Here is a 25000-nt window from a genome sequence, read left to right on the forward strand (position 1 = left end):
CCGCCCAATGGGCGGCTTTTTTATGGCTGACTATCTTAAATAGTAATAGGTGTTCGTGAATGTCAGAATAAGCAGTGTTACTCGAATCTATGAGCTAAGACCCATAAGGTGAAATGGTGGTTTCAACCTCTCTATTGCGGCCTCTTTCATCATCCCAAACCAGCTTGATTGTTACCGCAGATGGAGCTCCCATTGCAGTAGCAACAATCAGATCAAAGTTTCCGCCTGGTTGTATGACATCAATAGGAAGCGCATCATCCATGATCGAAAACTCTCTAACAACAGGGCATTCTAACGTTATATTTCTAGCTGGTGACTTTCCTTTGTTGTATATTTTTAAGCGATGTCCTTTGCCGATTTTAACAACACGAGCATTGAGATCTGCGCTGATAGCGTCTACTGCGTCATCTTGTTCTCTACGTAATAGCAGCTTGTTTAAATGATCAGCTGTGTTCGCAAACTCATTCTGACGCCGATTAAACTCCATTGTTTTGTATGCAGAGTAAGCAGATAGGAGCAACGCCAGAAGAGCAATTATATCGGTTAGAGTCATTATTTAGTTCCTTTAAAAAGCTTTTTAAAGTCTTTTTTTAAATCAGCTAAAAACTCCTGTTGTAGTTCCTCAATCGCCGTTTCTGTTGAGATGGTGTTCTGCTCGATTAGAGAGTCTTTATCGAACTCACTTTTGCAATCAGAACAAACGAAAAATAGATCTGAAACGGTTTCAAACTGAGTGTTCCCACATACAGGGCAAAGTATGACAACCTCGATCGAGTAATCTTTCTTCATGCAGTTATCCTTACGTTGCAGATTTTTAAAATGCAACGAAATAACAGTTATTGAGGCACCTATCGTAACTACTGGGTCAACCTATGAGGTTCGATGAGTGCAGCGTAATCAGACGTTCGCAAAGATAATATCAAACTCTTACAAGTTATTTTCGAGTAAGGCTCAGGATCCAAATTACAAACTGTTATCTTACGTGCAGCTAAGCCCTACGTTTACTCGCAATTTCTGACCTTTCGCTTCTTTGACACTTTCCCACTCAACTTGAAAAATTGGGCCAAAAAGCGTATAACCACGCGCTTGTCAGTGTATTGAGTGAGCCTATCTTCATGCAGCAAAACGCGCAGCAAACAGAACCCGTGCAGAACGCCCCATTTTGGCAGGCGAAGAGCCTGCAACAGATGACCATGACGGAGTGGGAGTCCCTGTGCGACGGCTGTGGCAAGTGCTGCCTGAACAAGCTGATCGACGAGGATACCGAGGAGCTGGTGTTCACCAACGTGGCCTGCAACCTGCTCAATACCAAGACCTGCCAGTGCTCCGACTACGGCAACCGCTTTAAGAAAGAGCCGGACTGCCTGCAGATCACCCACGACAAGATTGCCGAGTTCAACTGGCTGCCCTCGACCTGTGCCTACCGCCTGCTGGCGGAGGGGCAGAACCTGCCAGAGTGGCATCCGCTTATCACCGGCAGCCGCAGCGCCATGCACCAGGCCGGTCAGTCGGTGCGCGGCAAGGTGGTGCACGAGGTGGATGCCGGCGACTGGATCGATCACATCATTACCTGGGCCAGCTAACGCCAGCCTGTCTATCGGGTCAGCTGCGAGCCGTACCAACTGCGAAGGGGCAGGGGAGTCATCACTCTCCTGCCCCTTCGGTTTTCTGGCTTTTTCCAAAGCGCTGTGGGAAGGCGCCTATTTGTCCGCCTTGCCCGCCGCATCCGCTAGGCTGGCCAGCCTCTTGTCGTACCAGGGCACGGGGCGCCCCTCATCCTCTGCTCGCTCCTTGCGCCGGATGGCGTTGCGTACCGCCATGGCTCCCAGCCAGCGAAAGGGTTCGGGCGGAAAATAGCCACGCGGGCCGCTGACCAGCGCGCAGTCGCGCCACGGCTTGTCCGCTTCCCGTACTTCATCGCGCACCAAGGCTGCCAGTACTTGACCGCCCATCCAGCTCTGCGCCACTCCGTTGCCGGAGTAGCCGAGGCCATAGACGATATTGGGCTGCCCTCGCCAGTGGCCGAAGAAGGGGAGGCCATCCACCGAGCGGTCGGAGGCGCCGCACCAGCTGGCGGCGATGGGCACCTCCTTGAGCGCCGGAAAGAAGCGGCGCAGGGTGCGGGTGAGGGGGGCAAGATAACGGCTCGGTGCATCGAACTCGGCCAGATGGCGGTTGGCAAAGGCGAAGGTGTTGCCCCCCTTGCCCAGCATCAGCCGCCCTTGCGGGGTGGAGCGGTAGTAGTGGACAAAGGTGCGGCCATCCACCACGGTGCGGCCGTGCGCAAGCTGCTGGACAGCCAGTGCATCCGGCGCGGGGTCGGTGATCACCATATCGGATGAGACCAGCACTATGCTGCGGCGAAACTCGCGAAAGTGCTGCACCATGGCGCTGTTGAGGGCCAGTACCACCTTGCGGGCACGCACCTCACCTTGCGGCGTTTGCACCCGTGCCGGCGGGCCCGCCTCAAGGCGCTGCATGGGAGAGTGCTCATAGACCTCGACCCCCAGCTCCCGCGCCACCCGCAGCAGACCGCGCACCAGCAGCGCCGGTTGCACCGAACCGGCATGAGGGCTGTAGAGCCCCTCCAGATGAACGTGGGAGCCGCTCTGGCTTGCCAGTTCACCCTCCATAATCGCCTGCCACTGGTTAAGGTCGGCTCGCTTGAGTTCCCGCAATACCGGCTCCATCAGGCCGCGCTGGGCCTCGCTGGTGGCGGTGTAGCAGGTGCCCTCGACTCTCAACTCTGCCTCTATGTTGTGCTTTTCGCAGAAGCGGGCGATCTCGTGCACCGCCTGTTCGGATCTTTGTACCAGCCAGGCGGCCTGCTCTTCGCCAAAGAGGCGCTTTAAGGTCAAATACTTGGCTGACCAGGTGAGCAAACAGCCGCCGTTGCGCCCGGAGGCGCCGCTGCCGCAGCGATCTTTTTCCAGCACCATGATGCGCAAGTGTGGCTCGGCCTGTTTAAGGGCGAGGGCGCTCCAGAGCCCGGTAAAGCCGCCACCGACGATGCAGATATCGGCCTCGTGGTGGCCGACTAGGGGCGTGGGGGGCGCGGGATGTTCGGCGGCGAGCGCCTCGGCCAGCCAGAAGGGGAGAGTGGACATGATGACTCCTCGACAAGGTTATTGGTGGCGCCAGCGCTGGGTGCGATCCAGCAGGGCGCGGCTCAAAAAGAGCTGGAGCAGCTTGATGGTGGCGGCGGCCAGCAGGATCAGGGTGGCCATGGCGGCGGCCGCGGCGGTATCGCCGGAATCCTCCATGTTCAGCACGGCGATGGAGGCGAGCACGCTGTCGCTCGAATAGAGGAAGATCACCGCCGAGGTGGTGGTCATGGCGTTGACGAACAGATAGATAAAGATCTCCAGCAGCGCTGGCAGGGAGGCGGGCAGGGTGACTCGCCAGAACGCCTTCCAGAGCGGAATGCGCAATGAGATGGCCACCAGCTCCAACTCCTTGGGCAACTGCTTGAGGCTGGTCAGCGCCGTCATATGACCCACCGTGTAGTAGTGGATGACGCAGGAGAGCACCATCAGCGGCAGGGTGCCGTATAGGCCGCCAAAGAGCGGATTGCCGTTGAAAAAGAAGATGTAACCCAGCCCCAGCACCATGCCGGGTACCGCCAGCGACAGCATGGCGAGCAGATGCAGCAGCTGGCGCAGCGGCGCGAAGTGGCGGCCCTTCTCCTGCGCCCAGGCCAGCACCATCACCAGCACGGTGCCGATAAGCGCGGTATAGAGGCCCAGCTGCAAGGTGTTGGTAAAGGGCTGCCAGCCATAGACGCTGTTGCTGTCAAAGGCGTAGTGATCGAGCGTCAGAGCGAGGTTGTAGGGCCAGAACTGTACCAGCGAGCCGTAAACCGCCATCCCCACCAGCGCCAGAAACAGCAGGGCCCAGAGCGTGCACCAGCCGAGCGCCAGCAGATCCCGCAGCTGATGGGGCTTGGGGCTATAGGGCACCGCCTTGGTGCTGCTCTGCTCCTGCATCTTGCTGCGCACCCTGTGCTCCAGGGCAAAGCTCAACAGCGCCGGCAGCAGCAGGGTGACGCTGGCAACGGCGCCCAGCGAGAAGTTCTGCATCCCGATCACCTGTCGGTAGATATCGGTGGCCAGCACGCTGTACTGGCCGCCAATCACCTTGGCCACCCCGAAGTCGCAGATGGTGAGGGTGAAGACGGCGATGGCGGCGCTGAGCAGGCCATAACGGGCGGTGGGCAGGGTGACGGTGACAAAGGTGCGCCAGCCGCTGCTGCCGAGCACCCGGGAGGCTTCATAGAGGCGGGCGTCGCTCTGACCTAGCGCAGTGATAAGGATCATCAGGGCGTGGGGGAAGCACCAGAAGCCCAGACCAATGACGATACCGATAGGACCGTAGATGCTCTCGCCGCCGAGCAGCCCCTTGGCGATCCCCTGATTGCCAAACCAGTAGACCAGACTGATGGCGGGCAGCAGAGAGGGCATCAGGAGCGGGAGCAAACCGATGAGGCGAAACAGGCTCTTGCCCGGTATGCAGGTGCGGGTGAGGGCATAGGCGTAGCTAAAGGCGATTGTCACCACCAGCGCGGTGATCAGCACCCCGAGCCAGAGGGTGTTGCCTATGGTGCGCCCCAGATGAGGGGAGTCGAAGTAGGCGCTGAAGTTGGCAAGGCCCACCCAGAGGCCGTTTTCATCCTGCAGGCTCTTTTGCAGCATGGTGAGCAGCGGCAGCAAGAGGCCCCCCACCAGCAGGGCGATGCCAAGCAAAAGCAGGATCAGCTGCAGCAGTTGATCCCGGCTCCAGCCGCGACAAAGCCGCTGCCAACGAGAGTCTTGGCGGGCTGTCGCTGGCGGCAGCAGGGAGGAGGTCGCAAGGGGGGCTGTCATGGGCGATCTCCTTCAAACAGCTGCATCGCTCCGGCGGGCCAGTGCAGCGAGCAGCGCATGCCGCTGCGCCAGCCACCCTGTTCGTGGCGGGGCAGCTCGTGGGTCGGGCGCTCCACCAGAATTTGCTGCGGGCCCAGATAGGTGTCGGCGGTGCAAATAAGGCGCTGGGCGGCGCCGAGAAACTCCACCTGATCGATGATTGCTTCAACGCCATGTTGCCCAAGAGACAGCTCGCTCGGCGCACTCAGGGTGATCGCCTCGGGGCGGATTGCCACCTGCAATTTGCTGCCGGCCGCGGCCCGGTTGGCGAGTGTTAGCGGCTGCTCGTTAAGGCGTACCTGGCTGGGGCCGAGCACCAGGGTGTCGAGGAAGTTCATGGTGCCGACGAAGCTTGCCACGAAACTGCTGGTAGGCTGGTGGTAGATCTCCTGCGGGGTGCCTACCTGCACGATGCGGCCACCCTCCATCACCACGATGCGATCGGCCATGGTCAGCGCCTCTTCCTGATCGTGGGTCACCATGATGGTGGTGATGCCAAGGCGCTGCTGCAGGGCGCGGATCTCGCTGCGAAGATGGGTGCGCACCAGCGCATCCAGCGCGCTGAGCGGTTCGTCCAGCAGCAGCAGGCCGGGGGAGAGGGCCAAGGCCCGGGCCAGCGCCACCCGCTGCTGCTGACCGCCGGAGATCTGGCTCGGGTATTTGTGGGACTGGGCAGTGAGATCCACCAGCCCCAGCCAGTGATCGACCCGCTCCTTGATGAGATCCCGTGCCAGCCCCTGATTCTCAAGGCCGAAGGCGATGTTCTGGGCCACCGTCAGGTTGGGGAAGAGGGCATAGGACTGAAACACGATGCCAAAGTCGCGCTGCTGGGGCGGCAGCTGGGAGATATTGCGCCCCCCTTGCCAGATCTCGCCGCTGTCCGGCAGATCCAGCCCGGCGATGGCTCTGAGCAAGGTGGTCTTGCCGCAGCCGGAGGGGCCAAGAAAGCAGATAAACTCCCCCGGCTCAATGGTCAGAGAGATCCCCTTGAGGGCCTGAAAAGTCCCAAACTGCTTGTTGAGATGTTGAATGTCCAGATAGGGCTGGGTCATGGTGCGACTCGCTACTGATTTGGTATATACCAGATTGCAGGAAAAGTGTGACGGTCAGGTGATCGGGGGATGACGGCTTGATGACAGTCAGATGACATCGGGTCGCCAGCGGGTGGTTTGGTTGCGTGTGGATGGGAGAGGCGCCACCCATTGAGGACGAACAAACACGGGGGCGATGCCAAAAAAGAAGGCCAACCTGGGTTGGCCTTCAGCAATGGATCTGTCGGCGGCGATTTGCAGCCATCGCACAAACCTGCCCTCAACGGGATTACTGCTTGGCTTCGGTCTTGCCGTCGAAGCTGGCGCTCCACTGGGCGAGGATGGTGTTGCGCTCGCGGGCTGCCCAGCCAAAGTCGTTGTCGATCATCTGACCCTTGATATCCGCCGGGTAGCCCGCTCTCGGTTGGGCGACCTCCGGAATGGCGACCACGGCAAACGACTTGTTGTAGAGGGCGTTGGCCTGTTCGGTGGCGGCAAAGTCGAGCAGCTGTTTGGCGCCCTCCAGCTTGGGGGTGCCCTTGATGATGGCGGCAGCTTCCATGTCCCAGCCCGATCCCTCTTTCGGGAAGACCACCTCGATGGGGGCCCCCTTGGCCTTGAGGCTGGTGGCGGGGAAGTCGAAGGAGATGCCGATCACCGTCTCGCCGCTGGCGGCCAGCTTGCAGGGGGCGGAGCCCGAGTGGGTGTAACGGTCGATGTTCTGGTGCAGGCCATTCATAAATTGCCAGCCCTGCTGCTCGCCCATGGTCTGCAGCCAGCCGGCGACGCTCAGGTAGCCGGTGCCGGAGGAGCTGGGGTTGGGCATGATCACCTTGCCCTTGTAGACGGGCTTGGTGAGGTCGGCCCAGCTGGTGGGCGCCGGGATCCCCTGTTTCTCCGCCTCTACCTTGTTGAAGCAGATGGCGCTGAAGAAGGCATCCAGACCGATCCAGTGCGGCTCGGCCTTGCTGTCGCGAAAGCGGCTGTCGAGCTTTTCCAGCCCTTTCGGGGCATAGGCACTCAGCATCTGCTGCTGATCGAGCTGCATAAGGCTGGTAGCTGCCAGTCCCCATACCACGTCTGCCTTGGGCTGGGCTTTTTCCGCCAGCAGGCGGGCGGTGACCACGCCGGTGGAGTCGCGCACCCACTTGATGTTGATATCCGGATGCTGGCGCTCGAACGCGGTTTTCAGCTCGCCGAGCTGCTCCGGTTCGAAGGCGGTGTAGACGGTGAGATCGGTTGCGGCCAGTGCCGGCGCTGTCATGGCAGCCAGCACGGCGGCGGCCAGCAGATGGGTTCCCTGTTTCATCCTCTTCTCCATATGAATTGGCTTGGTATAAACCAGATTGGTCGAGAGAGAGGCTAGGGGATCTTTATGACGTTCAGGTGACGGCCCCGTGACGTTTTACCATTCCTGATTTGCCCCTGATTAATCCTGGGTATCCACCTCGATCTCCAGGCTGTCGTGGCGCCAGTACTCCAGATCGAAGTCGAGTACCCGACCGTGCTGATCGAAGTTGAGCCGCTCGAGGCGCAGGGCGGGCAGACCGGCGGTGGCCCCCAGCGCCTTGGCCACCTCGTCCGGCAGGGCGGTGGGGAAGAAACGCACCTGCATGCGGGCGTAATGAAGATCGTAATAGGCCTGGTAGATCTCGGTCAGACTGCCGTTGAGATCCAGCTCCAGCAGGCCGGGCACCCGCTCTGGCAGGCAGTGATTCTCGCAATAGCAGATGGCGCGCCCGTTGGCATAGCGCAGCCGCTTGAGCAGAAACAGGCTGTCGAACGGCTTGAGCTGCAACTGCGCCATCAACGCGGGCGGCACTGCCTGGCGGCTTTTTTCCAGCAATTCGGTGCGCGGCTCGCCCCCTTGCTCCCGCACTATCTGGTGAAAGTTGGAGGTGCGTCTGGGGTTGAGGCGAAAGCGCGGCGGGGTGACGAACCAGCCGCGGCGATCCTCCCGATAGATAAGGCCGTTCGCCTCCAGCTGCACCAGTGCCTCGCGAATGGTGACCCTTGTGGTGCCATAGAGCTCCCCCAGCAGCCGCTCGGAGGGGAGCTTGTCGTTGGGGGCCAGGCCCCCCGCCAAGATCTGGTTGGCGAGGGCATCCTTGATCTGCAGGTATTGCGGTTTGCTCATGAAAATCCCTAGTTGTGCAATGAGTTGGGCAATGGGCTGGGCACAGGGCAGGTTATCTGCGCGGTCGTTAAACGGCGGCGTCAAAACACATTGGTAGAGACCAGATTTGGCCCTGTGGTTCAGGCTTCCTAGATTATCGCGATCCCGGCGCCGTAAATGAATTTTTTGTTGCACGTAGCGCCACCCCTTTGACCTTGGCGGGGCAGTTACCCACAATGCGCTCATTCTGGTATATACCAAAAGGAGCGAAGTCATGACCCATATTCCTGCGGCCCCTGCCGCCGTCGATTACCTGCTGCTGACCCCGGGCCCCCTCTCGACCACCGCCACGGTGCGTGCCGCCATGCTGCAAGACAGTTGCACCTGGGATGCGGACTACAACCAGGGGGTGGTGGAGCCCATCCGCCGCGAGCTGGTGCGCCTCGCCACCACACCGGAGTATGAAAGCGACTACAGCGCCGTGCTGCTGCAGGGGAGCGGCAGCTATGTGGTGGAGAGCGTACTGGGCTCGGCCATCGGCGCCGACGAGTGTCTGCTGATCATCAACAACGGCGCCTACGGTGCCCGCATGGGGGAGATGGCCCGCTGCCTTGGCTTGCGTCACCATGAGCTCGACTGCGGCGAGACAAGCCGCCCGGAACCCGCAGCCATCGAGGCGATGCTGGTGCGCCACCCCGAGATCACCCACTTGGCGATGGTGCACTGCGAGACCACCACCGGCATGCTCAACCCGTTGGAGGAGGTGGCCGAGCTCTGCCAGCGCCGCGGCATCCGCCTGATCGTCGATGCCATGAGCAGCTTTGGCGGCATCCCCATCGATATGGGCCGCCTTGGCATCGAGTTTCTGATCAGCTCCGCCAACAAGTGCATCCAGGGGGTGCCGGGCTTTGGCTTCGTCATCGCTCGCCGCGTGGCGCTTACGGCCTGCGCCGGTCGTGCCCGCTCGGTCTCCCTCGACCTGCATGCCCAGTGGCAGACCATGGAGCAGCAGGGGGGCAAGTGGCGTTTTACCTCGCCCACCCATACCGTGCTGGCTTTTGCCCAGGCTCTGCGTGAACTGGATGAAGAGGGGGGCATCGCTGCCCGCCATCGGCGCTACAGCGAGAATCAGCGCACCCTGGTGGATGGCATGGCCGAGCTCGGCTTTGCGCCCCTGCTGCCAGAAGAGTGGCAATCCCCCATCATCACCGCCTTCTACTCCCCGGCGCACCCTGACTACCGCTTCGCCGACTTCTACCAGCGGCTCAAGGGGCAGGGTTATGTCATCTATCCGGGCAAGGTCTCGCAAGCCGATTGCTTCCGTATCGGCAATATCGGCGACGTGACCCCTGAGCGGGTGCGCTGCTTGCTCGCCGCCATGGCCTGTGCCTGCTACTGGCGAGGGGAAGCACGATGACGAGCCAAGCGCTTCACGGTCGCGATCTACATGGTTGCGATTTACATGACAATAAGCTGCATGGCAGCGGCCGCGCCGACAGCGAAGGGGATATCAACCTCGGCGAGGGTCGGGCGCGCTGGTGGGCGGGTCAGAGGGAAGATGTACAGGCCGGATTGGCGGAGGATAGCCGCTACTTTCTCCATCAGGCCCTCTCCACCCCCTGTCTGGATCTGATTGAGGGGGCGCAGGGGAGCTGGCTGACCAGCTTATCTGGCAAGCGCTACCTCGATTTTCATGGCAACAGCGTCCATCAGCTGGGTCACGGTCACCCCAAGGTGGTGGCCGCGGTGCAGCGGCAACTCGCCGACTTGCCGTTCGCGCCCCGCCGCTACACCCATCGGGTCGCCATCGACTGCGCCCGCACCCTGGCCGAGCTGGCCCCCGGCGATCTCAACCGGGTGCTGTTCGCCCCCGGTGGCAGCGAGGTGGTGGGGATTGCCTTGAAGCTTGCCCGCTTCATTACCGGCAACAGCAAGGTGGTGTCCCTGTGGGATGCCTTTCACGGCGCCTCCCTCGATGCCATCTCGGTCGGCGGCGAGGCCTGTTTTCGCACCGGTATGGGCCCGCTGATGGCCGGGGTGGAGCGCATCCCGCCGCCCACCCGTTATCGCGGCGTCTGGTATCGCGGGGAGGGGGATGACCTGCACTACGCCGATTATCTGGAGTACGTCATCGAGAAGGAGGGTGGGATCGGCGCCTTTATCGCCGAACCTATTCGCAACACCGATGTGCAGGTGCCCTCGAAGGCCTACTGGCAGCGGGTGCGGGAGATCTGCGATCGCCACCAGGTGCTGCTGATCGTCGACGAGATCCCCAATGCTCTGGGTCGCACCGGCCACTGGTTCAGCTTCGAAGAATTCGGCATCGAGCCCGACATCATCTGCCTAGGCAAAGGGTTGGGGGGCGGGGTGGTGCCATTTGCCGCGCTCATCACCCGCGACCGTTTCAATCAGGCTGCAGCTTTTTCGCTCGGTCACTACACCCACGAGAAGAGCCCCATCGGCTGCGCGGCGGCCCTCGCCACCATCAGTACCATCCGTGAAGAGGGGTTGCTTGCCAAGGCTCAGGAGGATGGCCGTTTTATGGCCGCCGAGCTCGGTAAGTTAGCGAAGCGTCATTCACTCATTGGCCAGGTGCGCGGCATAGGTTTGCTCTGGGCACTCGATCTGGTGGTCGATCACCAGAGTCGCGCCCGCAATAGTCAGGCCGCCGAGCGGCTGCTCTACCGCTGTCTGGAGCTGGGCCTCAGCTTCAAGGTCTCCCAGGGCAATGTCATCCAGCTCTCGCCCCCGCTCAATATCGCCCGCGCCGATCTGGTGCGCGCCATCGCCATTCTCGATCGCGCCCTTGGCGAGATCGCACTTTCACCGAAACAGGAACACCACCATGACTGACTTGCAGATTGCCATCCACCCGACCACCGACGTGGAGGCGCTGATCCTCGACTGGGCCGGCACCGTCGTCGATTTCGGCTCCTTCGCCCCCACCTCCATCTTCGTCGAGGCCTTCGCCCGCGCCTATGACTTTGCTGTGACCCTGGATGAGGCGCGCCAGCCCATGGGGCTGGGCAAGTGGGACCATATCGCGGCGCTCGGCCGGCTGCCCTCGGTGGATGCGCGCTGGCAGGCCCGCTTTGGCCACCCTATGAGCCACGCCGAGGTGGACCACCTCTATCACACCTTTATGCCGCTGCAGATTGCCGCCGTGACCCGCTTCGCCGCCCCCATCCCCGGTGTGCTACCGGTGCTGGACGCCTTGCGGGAGCAGGGGCTGCGCATCGGCTCCTGCTCCGGTTACCCCCGTCCGGTGATGGAGGCGCTGGTACCGGCGGCGGCCGATCATGGCTATCGCCCGGATCACTGGGTCGCTACCGATGACCTCAAGGCCGGTGGCCGTCCCGGCCCCTGGATGGCGCTGGCCAACGTGATTGAGTTCGGAGTAAGCGCGGTGCATCGCTGCATCAAGGTGGATGACGCCGTGCCGGGCATCAGCGAAGGGCTGAATGCGGGCATGTGGACGGTGGGCCTGTCGGTCTCCGGCAACGAATTTGGTGCCACCTGGGAAGCGTTTTCCGCCATGAGCGAGGCGGAGATCGCCGCCCGGCGCGCACCGGCCGAGGCCAAACTGCGGGCGGCGGGGGCGCACTACGTCATCGACACCCTGGCTGACATCGCCCCGGTTATCGCCGACATCAACCGCCGTCTGGCGGCAGGGGAGCGGCCCTGAACAAGGCAGGTTGAGAGAAGGGGAGTGCCGGCCTTGCCTGCAGGTTTTCAGGTCTATGTTTCCTGACTATCAGGCATAAAAAAACCGGCGCCTGGGCGCCGGTTTTTGTTCACCGAGACTCTATTACAGAGAGGCGGTGAAGGTACGGGTGATGACGTCTTGCTGTTGCTCTTTGGTCAAAGAGTTGAAGCGAACGGCATAACCGGATACGCGGATGGTCAACTGCGGATATTTTTCCGGGTTTTCCATGGCATCCAGCAGCATTTCACGGTTCATCACGTTGACGTTCAGGTGCTGACCGCCTTCCAGGTTGGACTCGTGGTGGAAGTAACCATCCATCAGACCGGCCAGGTTGGCTTTCTGGGCTTCCATGTCTTTACCCAGCGCGTTCGGCACGATGGAGAAGGTATAGGAGATACCATCTTTGGCGTAAGCGAACGGCAGCTTGGCGACGGAAGTCAGGGAAGCAACGGCACCCTTCTGGTCACGACCGTGCATCGGGTTGGCACCCGGGCCGAACGGCGCACCGGCGCGACGACCATCCGGGGTGTTACCGGTCTTCTTGCCGTACACCACGTTGGAGGTGATGGTCAGCACGGACTGGGTAGCCACGGCACCACGGTAGGTGTTCAGCTTCTGAATCTTCTTCATGAAGCGCTCAACCAGGTCGCAGGCGATGTCATCGACGCGAGCGTCGTTGTTACCGAACTGCGGGTATTCGCCTTCGATTTCGAAGTCGATGGCCACGCCATCTTCGTCACGAACCGGCTTGACCTTGGCGTACTTGATGGCAGACAGGGAGTCAGCGGCCACGGACAGACCGGCGATGCCGCAAGCCATGGTGCGATAGACGTCACGGTCGTGCAGCGCCATCAGAGAGGCTTCGTAGCTGTACTTGTCGTGCATGTAGTGGATGATGTTCAGCGCGGCAACGTATTGCTTGGCCAGCCAGTCCATGAAGTGATCCAGACGATCCATCACGTCGTTGTACTCGAGGTACTCGGAGGTGATCATGTCGGTCTTCGGACCGACCTGCAGCTTCATCTTCTCGTCCATACCGCCGTTGATGGCGTACAGCATGGTCTTGGCCAGGTTGGCACGAGCACCGAAGAACTGCATCTGTTTGCCGACGATCATCGGGGACACACAGCAAGCGATGGCGTAGTCATCGTTGTTGAAGTCCGGACGCATCAGGTCGTCGTTCTCGTACTGAACGGAAGAGGTCTCGATGGATACCTTGGCACAGTACTTCTTGAAACCGACCGGCAGCTTCTCGGACCACAGGATGGTCAGGTTCGGCTCAGGGGACGGGCCCATGGTGTACAGGGTGTTCAACATACGGAAGCTGTTCTTGGTGACCAGGGTACGGCCGTCAACGCCCATACCAGCCAGGGTCTCGGTAGCCCACATCGGGTCGCCGGAGAACAGTGAATCGTATTCCGGGGTACGCAGGAAGCGAACCATACGCAGCTTCATGACCATGTGGTCCATCAGCTCCTGGGCTTCTTGCTCGGTGATCAGGCCTTTTTGCAGGTCACGCTCGATGTAGATGTCCAGGAAGCTGGAGGTACGACCGAAGGACATGGCCGCGCCGTTCTGGGACTTGACCGCCGCCAGGTAGGCGAAGTAGGTCCACTGTACGGCTTCTTTGGCGGTCTTGGCCGGAACGGAGATGTCGCAACCATATTTGGCAGCCATCACCTTCATCTGGGCCAGGGCACGGTGCTGCTCGGAGATCTCTTCGCGCAGACGGATGGTGGCTTCCAGGTTGACACCGTTTTCCAGGTCAGCCTGCAGGGACTTGAACTGGGCCAGTTTGTCGGCCATCAGGAAGTCGATACCGTACAGGGCAACACGACGGTAGTCACCGATGATACGGCCACGGCCGTAGGCATCCGGCAGACCGGTGATGACGCCGGACTTGCGGCAGTTCAGGATGTCTTTGGTGTAGACGTCAAACACGCCCTGGTTGTGAGTCTTGCGGTACTCGGTGAAGATCTTCTCGACCATGGGGTCCAGCTGACGACCGTACACTTCGCAAGAGGTCTTGACCATCTTGATACCGCCGTTGGCGATGATGGCGCGCTTGAGCGGCTTGTCGGTCTGCAGACCAACGATTTGCTCCAGGCTCTGATCGATATAGCCGGCATCGTGAGCGGTAATGGTGGAGGGCAGGTCGGTATCAAAATCGACCGGCGCGTGAGTGCGGTTCTCGATCTTGATGCCTTCCATGACCTTGTCCCACAGCTTGGTGGTAGCTTCGGTCGCGCCAGCCAGGAAGGACTCGTCACCTTCATACGGGGTGTAGTTCTTCTGGATGAAGTCACGGGTGTTGACAGAGGTCTGCCATTCACCGGCCGCGAAGCCTTCCCATGCTTTTTGGAACTGTTCGTTAAGTTCTGCCATTTTCATTACCTCTCAAGGTATTTATGTGTCTGCCGCCATCCTTAATGATGGCGACGGAAGATAAACCAGTAAGTCAGCCCAACCATGACGCCACCACCAATGATATTACCTATGGTGACAGGAATGAGGTTGTGCAGGACGAAGTTGGATACGGTCAGGTCGGCAAAGGTCGCCGGATCCTGGCCGATGGCCTGCCAGAATTCCGGGCCTGCGACGCTGTGAATGGCGATGCCGACCGGGATCATAAACATGTTGGCGATGCTGTGCTCAAAACCGGAGGCCACGAACATGGCGACGGGGAGCAGCATGACCATCACCTTGTCGGTGGCACTGCGGGCGCCGAACGCCATCCACACGGCGAGACACACCATGAGGTTACAGAGGATGCCAAGCGCCACGGCTTCGAAGAAGGTGTGGTGGATCTTATGTTGGGCCACCTTGAGGGCGTTTAGGCCCCACTGACCATCTGCCGCCATGTATTCGGCCGACATGATGATGAGCCCGACGATGATAAGACCGCCGATGAGGTTGCCGAAGTAGACCAGTCCCCAGTTCTTGAACAGTTGGGCCCAGGTGATGCGATTCGCCGCCTTGGCCACCAGGGTGAGTGTGGTGGAGGTGAACAGCTCGGCGCCGAGCAGCACGCAGAGGATCAGGCCAAGAGCGAAACAGAGACCGCCGACCAGCTTGCTGAGGCCCCAGGCCACATTGCCGGCACCGGTGGTGACTGTGATGTAGAAGACGAAAGCGATGGCGATGAAGGCGCCAGCTGTGATGGCCAGGGGGATGACCTTGTATGCGGGCTTGGTGGCCTTGGCATAGGTTATATCTTCTGCCAGTGCAGCGATGGCTTCTGGCTTGAGACAATCAAAGGGAGATTCTGCTTTCAATTCTCATGTACCTGATGTTTTGCCTGTGGAAATCATAACAAAGGGCCAGATCGTCAAAATTGACTCCGATCAAGAATTGCAGATTGTGAATGTAATTTTACTACAAATATTTGAGTCCCCCGGCAGCGATTCTTTACACCAGGTTTCAGCTGAAACAGAAACGTGGTTTTTTTAATGTCATGATTTTAAACAATTTATTTTTCATCCCTGAAAAAGTGTGCCGGCAAGGCATCTTTGCGTCTCCCCAGCACTCGCTACTCCTTGTTGGCAACCCCCTAAGAGGTATTTTTTGTTTTTTATTTCATCTTTGAATAACAAATGGCCGTTTGGCTGACCATAAAACAGAAGGGGCCATCAGGGCCCCTTCGGAATGTTACCACATCAACCCCATGAATGGGCTCGTTTGGCCTTCTGCAGCTTCTCGTAGGCAGCCAGCAGCTTCTGATGCAGCGGGAACTGGCTGAGGGAGAGATCGGCGGCAGCCAGTCCGTGGAAGCGCGCTTCACCGCTGGCGTGGGCCCAAGCCTGCGCCAGCGTCTCTTCGCCATACATGCGGGCAAACACGGCGCGGTACTGCTCGGGGTCACGATCCTCGTCCAGGAACAGCTCGACGCAGGCGCGCAGGGCACGATAGTAGTTGGCGCGATCGGCCGGGAACACCGACTGGTTGAACTCCATGGTCCAGTCGATGAGATCGAGCGCTGTGTCGAGTTCTCCGGCGGCCAGCGCCAGCATGGCTTTGAGCTCGCCCACCCGCAGGGTGTGCAGGGCGGTGCCCTTGGCGGCGGCGATGCCGAGCAGCTCGCGCACCCGGGTGCGCTCGTCGTGACCCTCTTCATCCAGCTGGTCAAACAGCGCCATGTATTGCTCCGCGTCCCACTCCAGCGCCGGCAGCGCCAGGATGGTTTCCCGCAGGTGGGCACCCATGGTGTTGTTGGCCAGCAGCAGATCTTCGGCCGGATAGATGTCGGACATGCCTGGCACCAGGATGCGGCAGGCGTAGACGCCCAGGTGCTCGTAGTCGGCGATGTAGACCGGCTGCTCCAGCTCGTGGAAGATGCCGATCAGGTGGTCGAACTCCTCCTGCGAGGTGCCGCGGAAGTCCCAGTCGGCAAACTCGAAGTCCGCATCCTGCTTGAACAGGTCCCAGCTGATGAGGCCTGAGGAGTCGATGAAGTGGGTCTCCAGGTTGTGGTGATCCGCCACCTGCTCGTTGTCAAACGAGGGTGGTACGAACACATCCAGATCCTTGAGGCTGCGGCCCTGCAGCAGCTCGGTGACGGTGCGCTCGAAGGCCACTTCGAAGCGCGGGTGGGCGCCGAAGGAGGCAAAGCAGGTGCCGTTGCTCGGGTTGAGCAGCACCACGCAGATGACCGGGTAGCGACCGCCGAGCGACGCATCGAAGCTGTAGATGGGGAAGCCTTCGGCTTCCAGCGCCTCGATGGAGGCCTTGATGCCCGGGTAGCGGGCAATGACCTCGGCCGGGATCTCCGGCAGGCTCAGCGCTTCTGCGATGATCTTGTTTTTGACGTGGCGCTCGAACACCTCGGACAAGCCCTGGGTGCGGGCCTCGGTCTTGGTGTTGCCGGCGCTCATGCCGTTGGAGACATAGAGGTTGCCGATGATGTTCATCGGGATGTAGACGGTCTGGTGATCGGACTGGCGCTCGAAGGGCAGGGCGACGATGCCGCGCTCCTCGTTGCCGGATTGCAGGTCCACCAGCATGTCGGCGGTCACTTCACCGTCCGGGTTGTAGAACTTGCGGGTGAAGCTGTCGAGCAGACCGGCGGGCAGCTGATCCCCCTCGATGGGGAACCACTTCTCGTTCGGGTAGTGAACGAAGTCGCCATTGGCTACCTGCTCGCCCAGATAGAAGTCGGCGAAGAAGTAGTTGGTGGAGAGACGCTCGAAATATTCGCCGAGGGCGGAGGCGAGCGCCGCCTTCTTGCTGGCACCCTTGCCGTTGGTGAAACAGAGGGAGCACTCCTTGTCCCGGATGTGCACGGACCAGACGTTGGGCACGGGGTTGAGCCAGGAGGCCTCTTCGATATCAAACCCCAGGGCTTGCAGCTTGGTCTGGAAGCGTTCGATGGAGTCTTCCAGCGCCGCGTCCTTGCCGGGAATAAAAGTGTGGTCGGTCATCACGATATCCTGATTTTTATTGGCTCATGTTTGGCCGCAGATAATAGCAGGGGTCGGCGCGTTTGGCAGGCAAAAAACGGGGCCCATGCCCCGTTTTGCTCTCCTTTCAACCGCCCAGGGTCACGGCTCAGCCGATGAATTTCAGACCCAGGATCCCGCCGATGATCAGCAGCAGGCAGAGCACCCGGGCGAGGGTGGCCGGTTCGTTGAACAGCCAGATCCCCATCAGCACGGTGCCGACTGCGCCGATGCCGGTCCAGACCGCGTAGGCGGTGCCAAGGGGCAGCTGTTTGACCGCCATGGCGAGCAGCAGCACGCTCACCCCCATGGTAGAGAGAGTCAGCAGGGTGGGGAGGGGACGGCTGAAACCGTCGGTGTATTTGAGGCCGATGGCCCAGGCGACCTCGAACAGGCCGGCCAGCAGCAGGAGCAACCAGGACATAGGGAAGATTCCGCAGGAAGCAGGGTCGTCCCTGCGCATCAGGAGGCCTCGGGGTCGTCCCCGAGGGGCAGCGGGGCTGCCGGTCGGTCTCAATGATGCCCCAAGTCGTGGCGGGATGCCAACCGGCTGGCCGCAGGCCGGCCAGGCTGACGGATATTGCAGCGAACGGCACAGAATATTGCGCAATTCGACTTGCGCCCGCCGTCACAATCCGTAATGTGGACAGACGCATTTTTCGCAACCCATATTTTGTGAATCCCTTGTAAACGGCCCGCGCCGGACAAGGGATCACGGTTATCACACTCGGTTTCTATAAGCAGCTATCCAGGGTAGGACATTATGAAAAAAGTAGGTTTGGTCGGTTGGCGTGGCATGGTGGGTTCGGTATTGATGAGCCGGATGCAGGAAGAGAAGGATTTTGCCCGTATTCAGCCCACCTTCTTCACCACCTCCCAGGCCGGTGAGGCCGCCCCCAATTTCGGCGTCGATGCCGGCACCTTGCAGGATGCCTTCGACATCGCGGCGCTGGCCACACAGGACGTCATCATCACCGCCCAGGGCGGCGACTACACCAAGGATGTCTATCCGCGCCTGAAAGCCGCCGGCTGGCAGGGTTACTGGATTGATGCCGCCTCCTCCCTGCGCATGGAGAAAGACGCGGTCATCATCCTGGATCCGGTCAACGGCGACGTCATCGAACATGCCCTGAACGACGGCATCAAGACCTTCGTCGGCGGCAACTGCACCGTCAGCCTGATGCTGCTGGCCCTGGGTGGCCTGTTCAAGGCCGATCTGGTGGAGTGGGTGAGCGTGGCCACCTATCAGGCTGCCTCCGGCGGCGGTGCGCGCCACATGCGTGAGCTGGTCACCCAGATGGGGCTGCTGCGTGATGAGGTGGCGGTGGAGCTGGCGGATCCCGCCTCCGCCATCCTCGACATCGAGCGCAAGATCACCGAGAAGACCCGCTCCGGCACCCTGCCGGTGGACAACTTCGGCGTACCGCTGGCCGGTGGCCTCATCCCCTGGATCGACACCAAGCTCGACAACGGCCAGAGCCGCGAAGAGTGGAAGGGCCAGGCCGAGACCAACAAGATCCTGGGTATCGAGAACGCCGCCATTCCGGTGGATGGCCTGTGCGTGCGCATCGGTGCCCTGCGCTGCCACAGCCAGGCCTTCACCATCAAGCTGAAAAAGGATGTGCCGCTGGCCGAGATCGAAGCCCTGCTGGCCGCCCACAACGACTGGGTGAAAGTGATCCCCAACGATCGCGACATCACCGCCCGCGAGCTGACCCCGGCCGCCGTCACCGGCACCCTCAGCATCCCGGTCGGTCGTCTGCGCAAGCTCAACATGGGTCCGGAGTATTTGGCCGCCTTCACCGTGGGTGACCAGTTGTTGTGGGGCGCCGCCGAGCCGCTGCGCCGCATGCTCAATATCCTGCTGGACCGCGGGTGATGGCAATCGGGAACGACGACAGGGGGCTCAGGCCCCCTGTTTTTTTGGCAGGAACAGGGCAGACTCGATGCCATTGACGCTGCAAGGCATGGGGTCTTGGTTTTGTAATGCAGTGGCACTGTTATTAACTAAATAGATATTAACAGTGGCGCATCGATTATTTCCTGACTGAGCAGTCAGTGCCGGAAATATATTCCCGCCGCCGCCCTGGTAGCCGACTCGTTCTATTCCATCTGTACCACAAAATAGGGGGCTGTGGGCTCGCGGGATGGGCGGGATATATGCCTTGTTACAAATGAATATCCATTCAAGATATCCAGTGCGAGCCTGATTGATTACACTGACCGCCTGGCCAGGCCGATACCATGAGGCCGTGGCGCCAGGTGATCCGACGCGGTGTGGCGGCCGGCTCGCGGCAGCCCCGTGGGGGGCGAAAATAATACTTATATGCTCAATAGTGCGCGTTACGCCCATGGCGTGCCGTCGCCGTTTTCCCCTTGCTGCGAGACCAATGAAGGGCAGCAGCGGTGACCCATAATAATGTTCAGGTTCGAGAATTGGGAAATTACATGAGAGTCGTGTGGAGTTTGCTCTATTTCTTCAGTGTCTTGGCCTTGGCCGGCCCCGTGCTGGTCAAGGAGCAGAAAAAAGTGGCCGATCCCTTGATCGTGCCCTATCAGCAATATCGGCTCGACAATGGCCTGACGGTGATCCTGACCCAGGATCACTCCGATCCCCTGGTGCACGTGGCGGTCCACTACCGGGTGGGGCTGGAAGAAGAGGCGCCGGGCCAGTCCGGGCTGGCCCACCTGTTCGAGCACATGATGTTTCAGGGCTCGGCTCACGCGGGGGAGGAGGGCCATAACCGCCTGCTGCAACAGATGGGATCAAAAGATGTGAACGGCTGGACCCAGGAGGATCAGACCCGCTATTTCCAGACGTTGCCGGCCAATCAGCTGGAGAAGGTGCTCTGGCTGGAGGCGGATCGCATGGGGTTTCTGCTCGATACTCTCTATCAGCAGAAGCTGGACGTGCAGCGCGACATCATCAAGAACGAGCGCGCCAACCTGGTCGAAGATCAACCCTATGGGCGCTTCTATGAGGCGCTGAATCGCACGCTTTACCCGCCCAATCATCCCTACTTCAACACGCCGTTTGGCCGGGCTGCGGATCTGGATCGCCTCACCCTGGAGGATGTGCGCCAATTCTTCCTGCGCTGGTATGGGCCCAACAACGCCACCTTGGTGATCGGCGGTGACATTCAACCGGCCCAGACCCTGGCCTGGGTAGAGCGCTATTTCGGGGCCTTGCCCGCCACACCGGCCCAGACTCGGCCGCTGGTGCGTCCGGTGACGCTGAAGAAGAGCCGCTATCGCACCCTGACCGATCGGGTGGCCGAACCCCTGCTGGTGCTGGCCTATCCGACCGTCTCTGCCAGTGATCCCGGGGTCGAGGCTCTCGATCTGCTGGCGGATCAGCTGGGGGGCTCGGCCAGCGGCCTTCTGCAGCGAGAGCTGCAGCAAAGCGGCAGGCTGGTCTCCGTCTTTGCCAGCCATGAATGCAATGTGCTGGCATGCAAGTTGATGATCCATGCCATTCCTAATCTGGCCAAAGGGGCCGAGCTTGGCCCCATCAAGGCGGAGATCGATCGGGTCATCGGCCAGCTCGCCAGCGACGGGGTCACCCGCGAGCAGCTGGCCCACTCGGTCAATGCCCTGCGCGCCAAACGGATTTGGCCGCTGGACAGCGTGGCCGGCAAGGTGGAGCAGCTGGGCACAGGTTATACCCTGTTTCAGGATCCCAACTTCCAGTACCGCAACCTCAAGCGCCTTGCCCGGGTGACGCCGGCCGATCTGCAGCGGGCATTGACGCGCTATGTGTTGAACAAGCCCAGGGTGGTGCTGAGCGTGGTGCCGGCCGAGCATCCCGAGTGGCAGGCGGGCAACCCCAACTTCGTCGAGCCGCCCCCCTTGCCGCTGGCCCGGCCGCTGCAGACGCTGGCTCCCAGGCAGATCAAGGAGACCCTGGATCGACGCCAGGAGCCGGCCAGTGGTGGTGCCTTGCCGGTGCCCATGCCGACCCTGTGGCATGCCAAGCTGGGTGAGCGGGTCTCTCTGCTCGGCCACTACAGCGATGAAGTGCCGGCCTTTGCCATGAGTATCAACTGGCCGGGCGGTGAGCGGGCCGAGCCGCAGGGCAAGGGCGGGGTCGCCACCCTGACCGATGCCATGCTCTCCCTTGGCAGCGAACAGCTGCAGGAGGCGAGCATCGAGGAGCGGGCGCGCCAGCTGGGAGCCAGCATCAGATTCGAACATGGTGAGGAGCGCAGCTCCATCGAGGTCCAGGGGCTCACCTCCCATTTCGAGGAGGTGCTGGCGCTGGTACGGGAATTGGTGCTGCAGCCCGCCATGCGCAGCGCCGATTTCGAGCGCAGCCAGTTTGACTACAGCCAGTGGCTGCAACAGCTGGCTCGCGATCCCCAGTGGCAGGCGGACTGGCAGTTCGGTGCCCTGCTCAAGGGGAACAAGCCACTGGATCCCGTGGCCAGCCTGCGGGCGCTGACCCTGGACGATGTGCGCCATTTTTATCAGTCGGTCCATCGCAGCGGGGAAGCCCAAGTGGTGGTGAGCGGGGATCTGGCCCAGGAGCGGGTGATGAAGGCCCTCGGCTTTCTAGTCGAGCCAGCGGGTCAGCCGGCGGCCCTGCGCTCTCTGGAGTGGCGTGGGCAGCAGGCCAAACGGGCCATCTATCTGCTGGACAATCCCGGGGCTGCGCTCAGCCAGATCCGGGTGGGACGGCGCGCCATGGCGGAGGATGCCTTCGGCGAGCAGTACCTGACCCGGCTGATGAATGTCTCCCTCGCCGAGCGGTTGAACATCCGGCTGCGTGAGGAGTTGGGTTACACCTACTTTATCGGCTCCACCTTCGAGGGCAACGTCGATGCGGGTTATTTCCTGCTGCAAAGCAGCGTGCGCAGCGCAGTGACCGGGGCGGCGCTGCGGCAGATCCTGCAGGAGCTCGACAAGTATCAGCGGCTGGGGCCGACCCGGCTGGAGGTGCGTACCCTGCGGGATCGGGTGCTCAATGGCCAGGCGCTCGACTACGAGACGCTGCCGCAGGAGGTGGCCTACATGCAACCCATCCTGCTCAAAGGGTGGCCGCAGGATTATGTGGAGCAGCAGGTGCAGCAGGTGAGCCAGCTTTCCCCCTTTACCCTGCGCGAGCTGGCCCGCCGCTGGCTCGATCCCGACGACATGGTGATCCTGGTGGTGGGGGATGCCAAGACGCTGGCCCCCGAGCTGGCCGGGTTGGGCTGGCCGGTGCAGCGCCTCTCTCCCTAGCGGGTTGCCCCTATCGGGCGACGGCCGCAAGCAAAACAGCCCGCCCCCTGGCAGGGGGCGGGCTGTTTTTTTGCGCTCAAAAGAGGCAAACGGTCAGATAAGGGCCAGGGCGGCGGCCAGATCGGCGATCAGATCGTCGGCATCTTCCACCCCGATGCTGAAGCGGATGAGGTCGTCATTGACCCCGGCGGCGAGGCGGCTCGCCTCGTCCATGGCAGCGTGGGTGGTGCTGGCCGGATGGCAGGCCAGGCTCTCAAGATCCCCCAGGCTCACCGCCTGCACGAACAGCTGCAGGTTGTCGAGCAGGGTGGCGCAGCGCTCAAACCCGCCTTCCAGTTCGATGCTCACCATGCCGCCAAAGCCGCTGGCGAAGGCGCCGAGGGCATCGTGGCCCGGATGGTTGGCAAGCCCCGGGTAGATCACCTTCTTCACCGCCGGGTGGGTGGCCAGGAAGTCGGCCACATGCTGGGCGTTGTGCAGGTGGGCATCCATGCGCAGGGGCAGGGTCTTGACCCCGCGCTGCAGCAGGTAGGCCTCCTGCGGGCCTATGGGGGAGCCGATGTGCTTGAGGGCCACGGTGCGGATCGACTTCATCAGCGCGTGAGAGCCCGCCACCACCCCGGCGATGATGTCGCCGTGGCCGCCCAGGTACTTGGTGCCGCTGTGCATGACGATGTCGATGCCAAGCTCGAGCGGGCGCAGCAGGTAGGGGGTGAGGAAGGTGTTGTCACACACTGTGATGGCGCCCACCTTGCGAGCCGCCTCCACCACCACCCGCGGATCCACCACCTTGAGGGTGGGGTTGGTCAGGGTTTCGAACAGTACCACCTTGGTGGCGGGGAGGATGTTGGCCAGCAGATCCTGATCGCTCTCGTAGGCGGTGACCTTGATGCCGGCGCGGCTGAAGGTCTGCTTGAGAAACGCATCGGTGCCGCCGTAGAGGGGGCCGATATAGGCCACATCATCGCCGCTGTCGGCCAGGGCATACATGATGGCGCTCACCGCCGCCATGCCGCTCGCCACCACCAGCGCCTCGTCGGCCCCTTCCAGCGCCGCCAGCTTCTGCTCCAGCTCGGCGGTGGTGGGGTTGCCAAAGCGGCTGTAGATAAAGCCGGGGGCTTGACCTGCGAAGCGCTCCTTGCCCGCCTGGGCGTTGAAGTAGCTGAAGGTGCTGCTCTGGTAGAGTGGGGTGGTGAGGGCGCCGGTCTGTGGGTCGATCCGCTGGCCGCTGTGCACGCTCATGGTTTTGAATTTCATTGTATTGCTCCGTCATTGCCAGGCTGTGGCCCAACTGCTTGTGTCATCTGAAGGGGCGCCGCGGCGCCCCCCGTCTATTAGGTATGGCAGCGTCAGGCGAGTTGTGGCTCGCGCCGTTCGCGCTTTGCCGTCTGTTCGCTGCTTGTCTGCGCATTGGCGGACGCCGGGGCGACGCCATAGTGGCGGGCCGCCACATCCGGGTGGGAGCGCAGCCTCCCTTTGAGTACGTTCTCCCCCACCTGATAAAAGAGCGGGTTGGTCGGGTCGCTCTCGGGTCCCAGCGCCTGGGCTGCCAGCGCGGGGGAGAGGCTGAGCAGCGGCACGGTGGCATCCAGCCGCGCCGCCATGAAGAAGGCGCAGGAGAGGCGCGAGACGCCGGGCGGCGGGCTTGCTACCCGGTGCAGGGTGGCCTTGAGGTAGCCGTTGGAGGCGAGCTCCAGCAGCTCGCCGATATTGACCACCAGGGCCCCCGGCAGGGGCGGCGCCGAGATCCAGCCACTCGCTGTTTCCACCTCGAGCCCGGAGTGATGATCCTGCATCACCAGGGTCAGGTAGCCGGGATCCTTGTGGGCACCCACCCCCTGACCGCTGCCCCCCTCGGCTTGCCCCGGGTAGTGAATGAGCTTCATGTGCTGATAGGGGGCACCGCGAATGCTCTCGTCAAACACCCCGGCTGGCTGCTCCAGCACCTCGGCGAAGGCGGCCAGCAGGGTGAGGCTGATGGCGCTCAACCTCTCCTGCCACGCCAGCAGTTGCGCCTGCATGTCGGGCAGGGCGATAGGCCATTGGTTGGGGCCGATGAGTCGCTGCCAGGGTTCACGTATCTGCGCCGAAGGCAGGGCCTGCGCCTCATTCATGATATCGAACTGCTCGCGCAGATCCGGCCGCGCCCGGGTGAGCTCGGCCCCCACCTGGTTGTAGCCGCGAAAGTGGGGGGAGTGCACCATCTGCACCGCCAGTTTCTCCTGCTGTGGCAGGGCGAAGAAGCGGGCCGCCAGCGCCAGGGTTTCCTGCTGCTCTTGCTCGCTCAGGCCATGGCCGATCAGATAGAAAAAGCCCACCTCACGGGCCGCCCGGCCAAGGGTGGCCAGCATCTGGCGACGGGTCTCTGGGGCGCCATCGAGGGCGGCGAGATCGATGATCGGCAGTGGTGAATGTTCCATGTGCACCTCCTCACTGACCAGGGGCGGGAGGCTACCCGCACACCTGACATGAAAACGACGACGCCCTGACCGATAAACCGGCCAACGCCCTGTTGCCAGGGATGGCGCCATTTGGATTGAGGGAGATGCTACTGTTCGGAGTTATAAGACGGAAACAACAAATTATTCTTA

19 protein-coding genes are annotated in these 25000 nt (G+C 61.5%); 6 read left to right on the top strand and 13 right to left on the bottom strand.

Translation table 11 applies throughout. The annotated features are described in order from the left end of the window. Positions 1 to 94: 94 nt before the first annotated feature. Together PG897_RS02985 and PG897_RS02990 are read right to left on the bottom strand one after the other, a co-directional pair. Positions 95 to 553 (bottom strand): hypothetical protein, encoded by a 459-nt coding sequence (locus PG897_RS02985; protein WP_085735108.1) that lies wholly within the window; start codon positions 551 to 553, stop codon positions 95 to 97. Beyond that, on the bottom strand, positions 553 to 789 hold the full coding sequence (locus PG897_RS02990; protein ID WP_044799851.1) for an ECs_2282 family putative zinc-binding protein: 237 nt from the start codon (positions 787 to 789) through the stop codon (positions 553 to 555). The genes PG897_RS02985 and PG897_RS02990 overlap by 1 nt, the downstream gene beginning before the upstream one ends. A 326-nt stretch (positions 790 to 1115) precedes the next feature. On the opposite strand from PG897_RS02990, the gene PG897_RS02995 reads away from it, so the two are divergent. Next, positions 1116 to 1583: a YcgN family cysteine cluster protein gene (locus tag PG897_RS02995; protein WP_236660897.1), complete on the top strand. Its 468-nt coding sequence runs from the start codon at positions 1116 to 1118 to the stop codon at positions 1581 to 1583. Between the two features lie 117 nt (positions 1584 to 1700). Here the strand turns inward: PG897_RS02995 and PG897_RS03000 are convergent, their stop codons facing one another. The 5 genes from PG897_RS03000 to phnR all read right to left on the bottom strand — a co-directional run bounded on the left by PG897_RS03000 (position 1701) and on the right by phnR (position 8069). Further along, entirely contained in the window at positions 1701 to 3107 is a 1407-nt protein-coding gene (locus PG897_RS03000) for an FAD-dependent oxidoreductase (protein WP_201880814.1), read from the bottom strand. Positions 3108 to 3125: 18 nt separating this feature from the next. Beyond that, entirely contained in the window at positions 3126 to 4862 is a 1737-nt protein-coding gene (locus PG897_RS03005) for a putative 2-aminoethylphosphonate ABC transporter permease subunit (RefSeq protein WP_024941592.1), read from the bottom strand. Continuing rightward, positions 4859 to 5953: a putative 2-aminoethylphosphonate ABC transporter ATP-binding protein gene (locus PG897_RS03010; RefSeq protein WP_024941591.1), complete on the bottom strand. Its 1095-nt coding sequence runs from the start codon at positions 5951 to 5953 to the stop codon at positions 4859 to 4861. The genes PG897_RS03005 and PG897_RS03010 overlap by 4 nt, the downstream gene beginning before the upstream one ends. 268 nt (positions 5954 to 6221) lie before the next feature. Further along, the gene (locus tag PG897_RS03015) at positions 6222 to 7241 is read right to left on the bottom strand and encodes a putative 2-aminoethylphosphonate ABC transporter substrate-binding protein (RefSeq protein WP_080689388.1); all 1020 of its coding nucleotides are present in this window, start codon (positions 7239 to 7241) and stop codon (positions 6222 to 6224) included. Between the two features lie 120 nt (positions 7242 to 7361). Then, entirely contained in the window at positions 7362 to 8069 is a 708-nt protein-coding gene (phnR, locus tag PG897_RS03020; protein WP_024941589.1) for a phosphonate utilization transcriptional regulator PhnR, read from the bottom strand. A 253-nt stretch (positions 8070 to 8322) separates the two neighbouring features. On the opposite strand from phnR, the gene phnW reads away from it, so the two are divergent. The 3 genes from phnW to phnX are packed head-to-tail and all read left to right on the top strand — an operon-like array spanning position 8323 to position 11733. Beyond that, positions 8323 to 9465, top strand: coding sequence for a 2-aminoethylphosphonate--pyruvate transaminase (gene phnW, locus PG897_RS03025; RefSeq protein ID WP_024941588.1), 1143 nt, complete (start codon positions 8323 to 8325; stop codon positions 9463 to 9465). Then, the gene (locus PG897_RS03030; protein WP_024941587.1) at positions 9462 to 10901 is read left to right on the top strand and encodes an aspartate aminotransferase family protein; all 1440 of its coding nucleotides are present in this window, start codon (positions 9462 to 9464) and stop codon (positions 10899 to 10901) included. Before phnW ends, PG897_RS03030 begins: the two co-directional genes overlap by 4 nt. Next, positions 10894 to 11733, top strand: a complete 840-nt coding sequence (phnX, locus tag PG897_RS03035) for a phosphonoacetaldehyde hydrolase (protein WP_024941586.1) — start codon at positions 10894 to 10896, stop codon at positions 11731 to 11733. The genes PG897_RS03030 and phnX overlap by 8 nt, the downstream gene beginning before the upstream one ends. A 123-nt stretch (positions 11734 to 11856) precedes the next feature. Here phnX and pflB read toward each other — a convergent pair whose 3' ends face one another. The 4 genes from pflB to sugE all read right to left on the bottom strand — a co-directional run bounded on the left by pflB (position 11857) and on the right by sugE (position 17613). Beyond that, positions 11857 to 14139: a formate C-acetyltransferase gene (gene pflB / locus PG897_RS03040; protein ID WP_005300244.1), complete on the bottom strand. Its 2283-nt coding sequence runs from the start codon at positions 14137 to 14139 to the stop codon at positions 11857 to 11859. A gap of 41 nt (positions 14140 to 14180) precedes the next feature. Continuing rightward, complete coding sequence (gene focA, locus PG897_RS03045; RefSeq protein WP_005300246.1) at positions 14181 to 15029, bottom strand: formate transporter FocA; 849 nt, start codon at positions 15027 to 15029, stop codon at positions 14181 to 14183. A 381-nt stretch (positions 15030 to 15410) separates the two neighbouring features. Further along, on the bottom strand, positions 15411 to 17171 hold the full coding sequence (ycaO, locus tag PG897_RS03050; RefSeq protein ID WP_024941585.1) for a 30S ribosomal protein S12 methylthiotransferase accessory factor YcaO: 1761 nt from the start codon (positions 17169 to 17171) through the stop codon (positions 15411 to 15413). Positions 17172 to 17298: 127 nt separating this feature from the next. Then, the gene (gene sugE, locus PG897_RS03055) at positions 17299 to 17613 is read right to left on the bottom strand and encodes a quaternary ammonium compound efflux SMR transporter SugE (protein WP_024941584.1); all 315 of its coding nucleotides are present in this window, start codon (positions 17611 to 17613) and stop codon (positions 17299 to 17301) included. A 339-nt stretch (positions 17614 to 17952) separates the two neighbouring features. Here sugE and asd point away from each other — a divergent pair, with 339 nt between their 5' ends. Together asd and PG897_RS03065 are read left to right on the top strand one after the other, a co-directional pair. Then, entirely contained in the window at positions 17953 to 19068 is a 1116-nt protein-coding gene (asd, locus tag PG897_RS03060) for an aspartate-semialdehyde dehydrogenase (RefSeq protein WP_024941583.1), read from the top strand. A gap of 569 nt (positions 19069 to 19637) precedes the next feature. After that, positions 19638 to 22409 (top strand): M16 family metallopeptidase, encoded by a 2772-nt coding sequence (locus PG897_RS03065; RefSeq protein WP_226014446.1) that lies wholly within the window; start codon positions 19638 to 19640, stop codon positions 22407 to 22409. Positions 22410 to 22502: 93 nt separating this feature from the next. On the opposite strand, the gene PG897_RS03070 is transcribed toward PG897_RS03065, so the two are convergent. Together PG897_RS03070 and PG897_RS03075 are read right to left on the bottom strand one after the other, a co-directional pair. Then, complete coding sequence (locus PG897_RS03070) at positions 22503 to 23666, bottom strand: trans-sulfuration enzyme family protein (protein WP_270828731.1); 1164 nt, start codon at positions 23664 to 23666, stop codon at positions 22503 to 22505. Between the two features lie 92 nt (positions 23667 to 23758). Next, a complete protein-coding gene (locus PG897_RS03075) occupies positions 23759 to 24829 on the bottom strand; it encodes an isopenicillin N synthase family dioxygenase (RefSeq protein WP_201880818.1) in 1071 nt (356 codons plus the stop codon). Between the last annotated feature and the right edge of the window lie 171 nt (positions 24830 to 25000).

Origin of the sequence: Aeromonas sp. QDB20 (assembly GCF_027707805.1) — a bacterium.
GTDB lineage: Bacteria > Pseudomonadota > Gammaproteobacteria > Enterobacterales > Aeromonadaceae > Aeromonas > Aeromonas dhakensis.

What these genes read in the sequence shown, in the direction of transcription:
- PG897_RS03000 (WP_201880814.1), bottom strand. Translation starts at nt 3,107, where the DNA reads ATGTCCACTCTCCCCTTCTGGCTGGCCGAGGCGCTCGCCGCCGAACAT.
- PG897_RS03070 (WP_270828731.1), bottom strand. Translation starts at nt 23,666, where the DNA reads ATGAAATTCAAAACCATGAGCGTGCACAGCGGCCAGCGGATCGACCCA.
- PG897_RS03065 (WP_226014446.1), top strand. Translation starts at nt 19,638, where the DNA reads ATGAGAGTCGTGTGGAGTTTGCTCTATTTCTTCAGTGTCTTGGCCTTG.
- sugE (WP_024941584.1), bottom strand. Translation starts at nt 17,613, where the DNA reads ATGTCCTGGTTGCTCCTGCTGCTGGCCGGCCTGTTCGAGGTCGCCTGG.
- asd (WP_024941583.1), top strand. Translation starts at nt 17,953, where the DNA reads ATGAAAAAAGTAGGTTTGGTCGGTTGGCGTGGCATGGTGGGTTCGGTA.
- phnR (WP_024941589.1), bottom strand. Translation starts at nt 8,069, where the DNA reads ATGAGCAAACCGCAATACCTGCAGATCAAGGATGCCCTCGCCAACCAG.
- PG897_RS02990 (WP_044799851.1), bottom strand. Translation starts at nt 789, where the DNA reads ATGAAGAAAGATTACTCGATCGAGGTTGTCATACTTTGCCCTGTATGT.
- PG897_RS03075 (WP_201880818.1), bottom strand. Translation starts at nt 24,829, where the DNA reads ATGGAACATTCACCACTGCCGATCATCGATCTCGCCGCCCTCGATGGC.
- PG897_RS02995 (WP_236660897.1), top strand. Translation starts at nt 1,116, where the DNA reads ATGCAGCAAAACGCGCAGCAAACAGAACCCGTGCAGAACGCCCCATTT.
- PG897_RS02985 (WP_085735108.1), bottom strand. Translation starts at nt 553, where the DNA reads ATGACTCTAACCGATATAATTGCTCTTCTGGCGTTGCTCCTATCTGCT.
- phnX (WP_024941586.1), top strand. Translation starts at nt 10,894, where the DNA reads ATGACTGACTTGCAGATTGCCATCCACCCGACCACCGACGTGGAGGCG.
- pflB (WP_005300244.1), bottom strand. Translation starts at nt 14,139, where the DNA reads ATGGCAGAACTTAACGAACAGTTCCAAAAAGCATGGGAAGGCTTCGCG.
- PG897_RS03005 (WP_024941592.1), bottom strand. Translation starts at nt 4,862, where the DNA reads ATGACAGCCCCCCTTGCGACCTCCTCCCTGCTGCCGCCAGCGACAGCC.
- PG897_RS03010 (WP_024941591.1), bottom strand. Translation starts at nt 5,953, where the DNA reads ATGACCCAGCCCTATCTGGACATTCAACATCTCAACAAGCAGTTTGGG.
- PG897_RS03015 (WP_080689388.1), bottom strand. Translation starts at nt 7,241, where the DNA reads ATGAAACAGGGAACCCATCTGCTGGCCGCCGCCGTGCTGGCTGCCATG.
- PG897_RS03030 (WP_024941587.1), top strand. Translation starts at nt 9,462, where the DNA reads ATGACGAGCCAAGCGCTTCACGGTCGCGATCTACATGGTTGCGATTTA.
- phnW (WP_024941588.1), top strand. Translation starts at nt 8,323, where the DNA reads ATGACCCATATTCCTGCGGCCCCTGCCGCCGTCGATTACCTGCTGCTG.
- ycaO (WP_024941585.1), bottom strand. Translation starts at nt 17,171, where the DNA reads ATGACCGACCACACTTTTATTCCCGGCAAGGACGCGGCGCTGGAAGAC.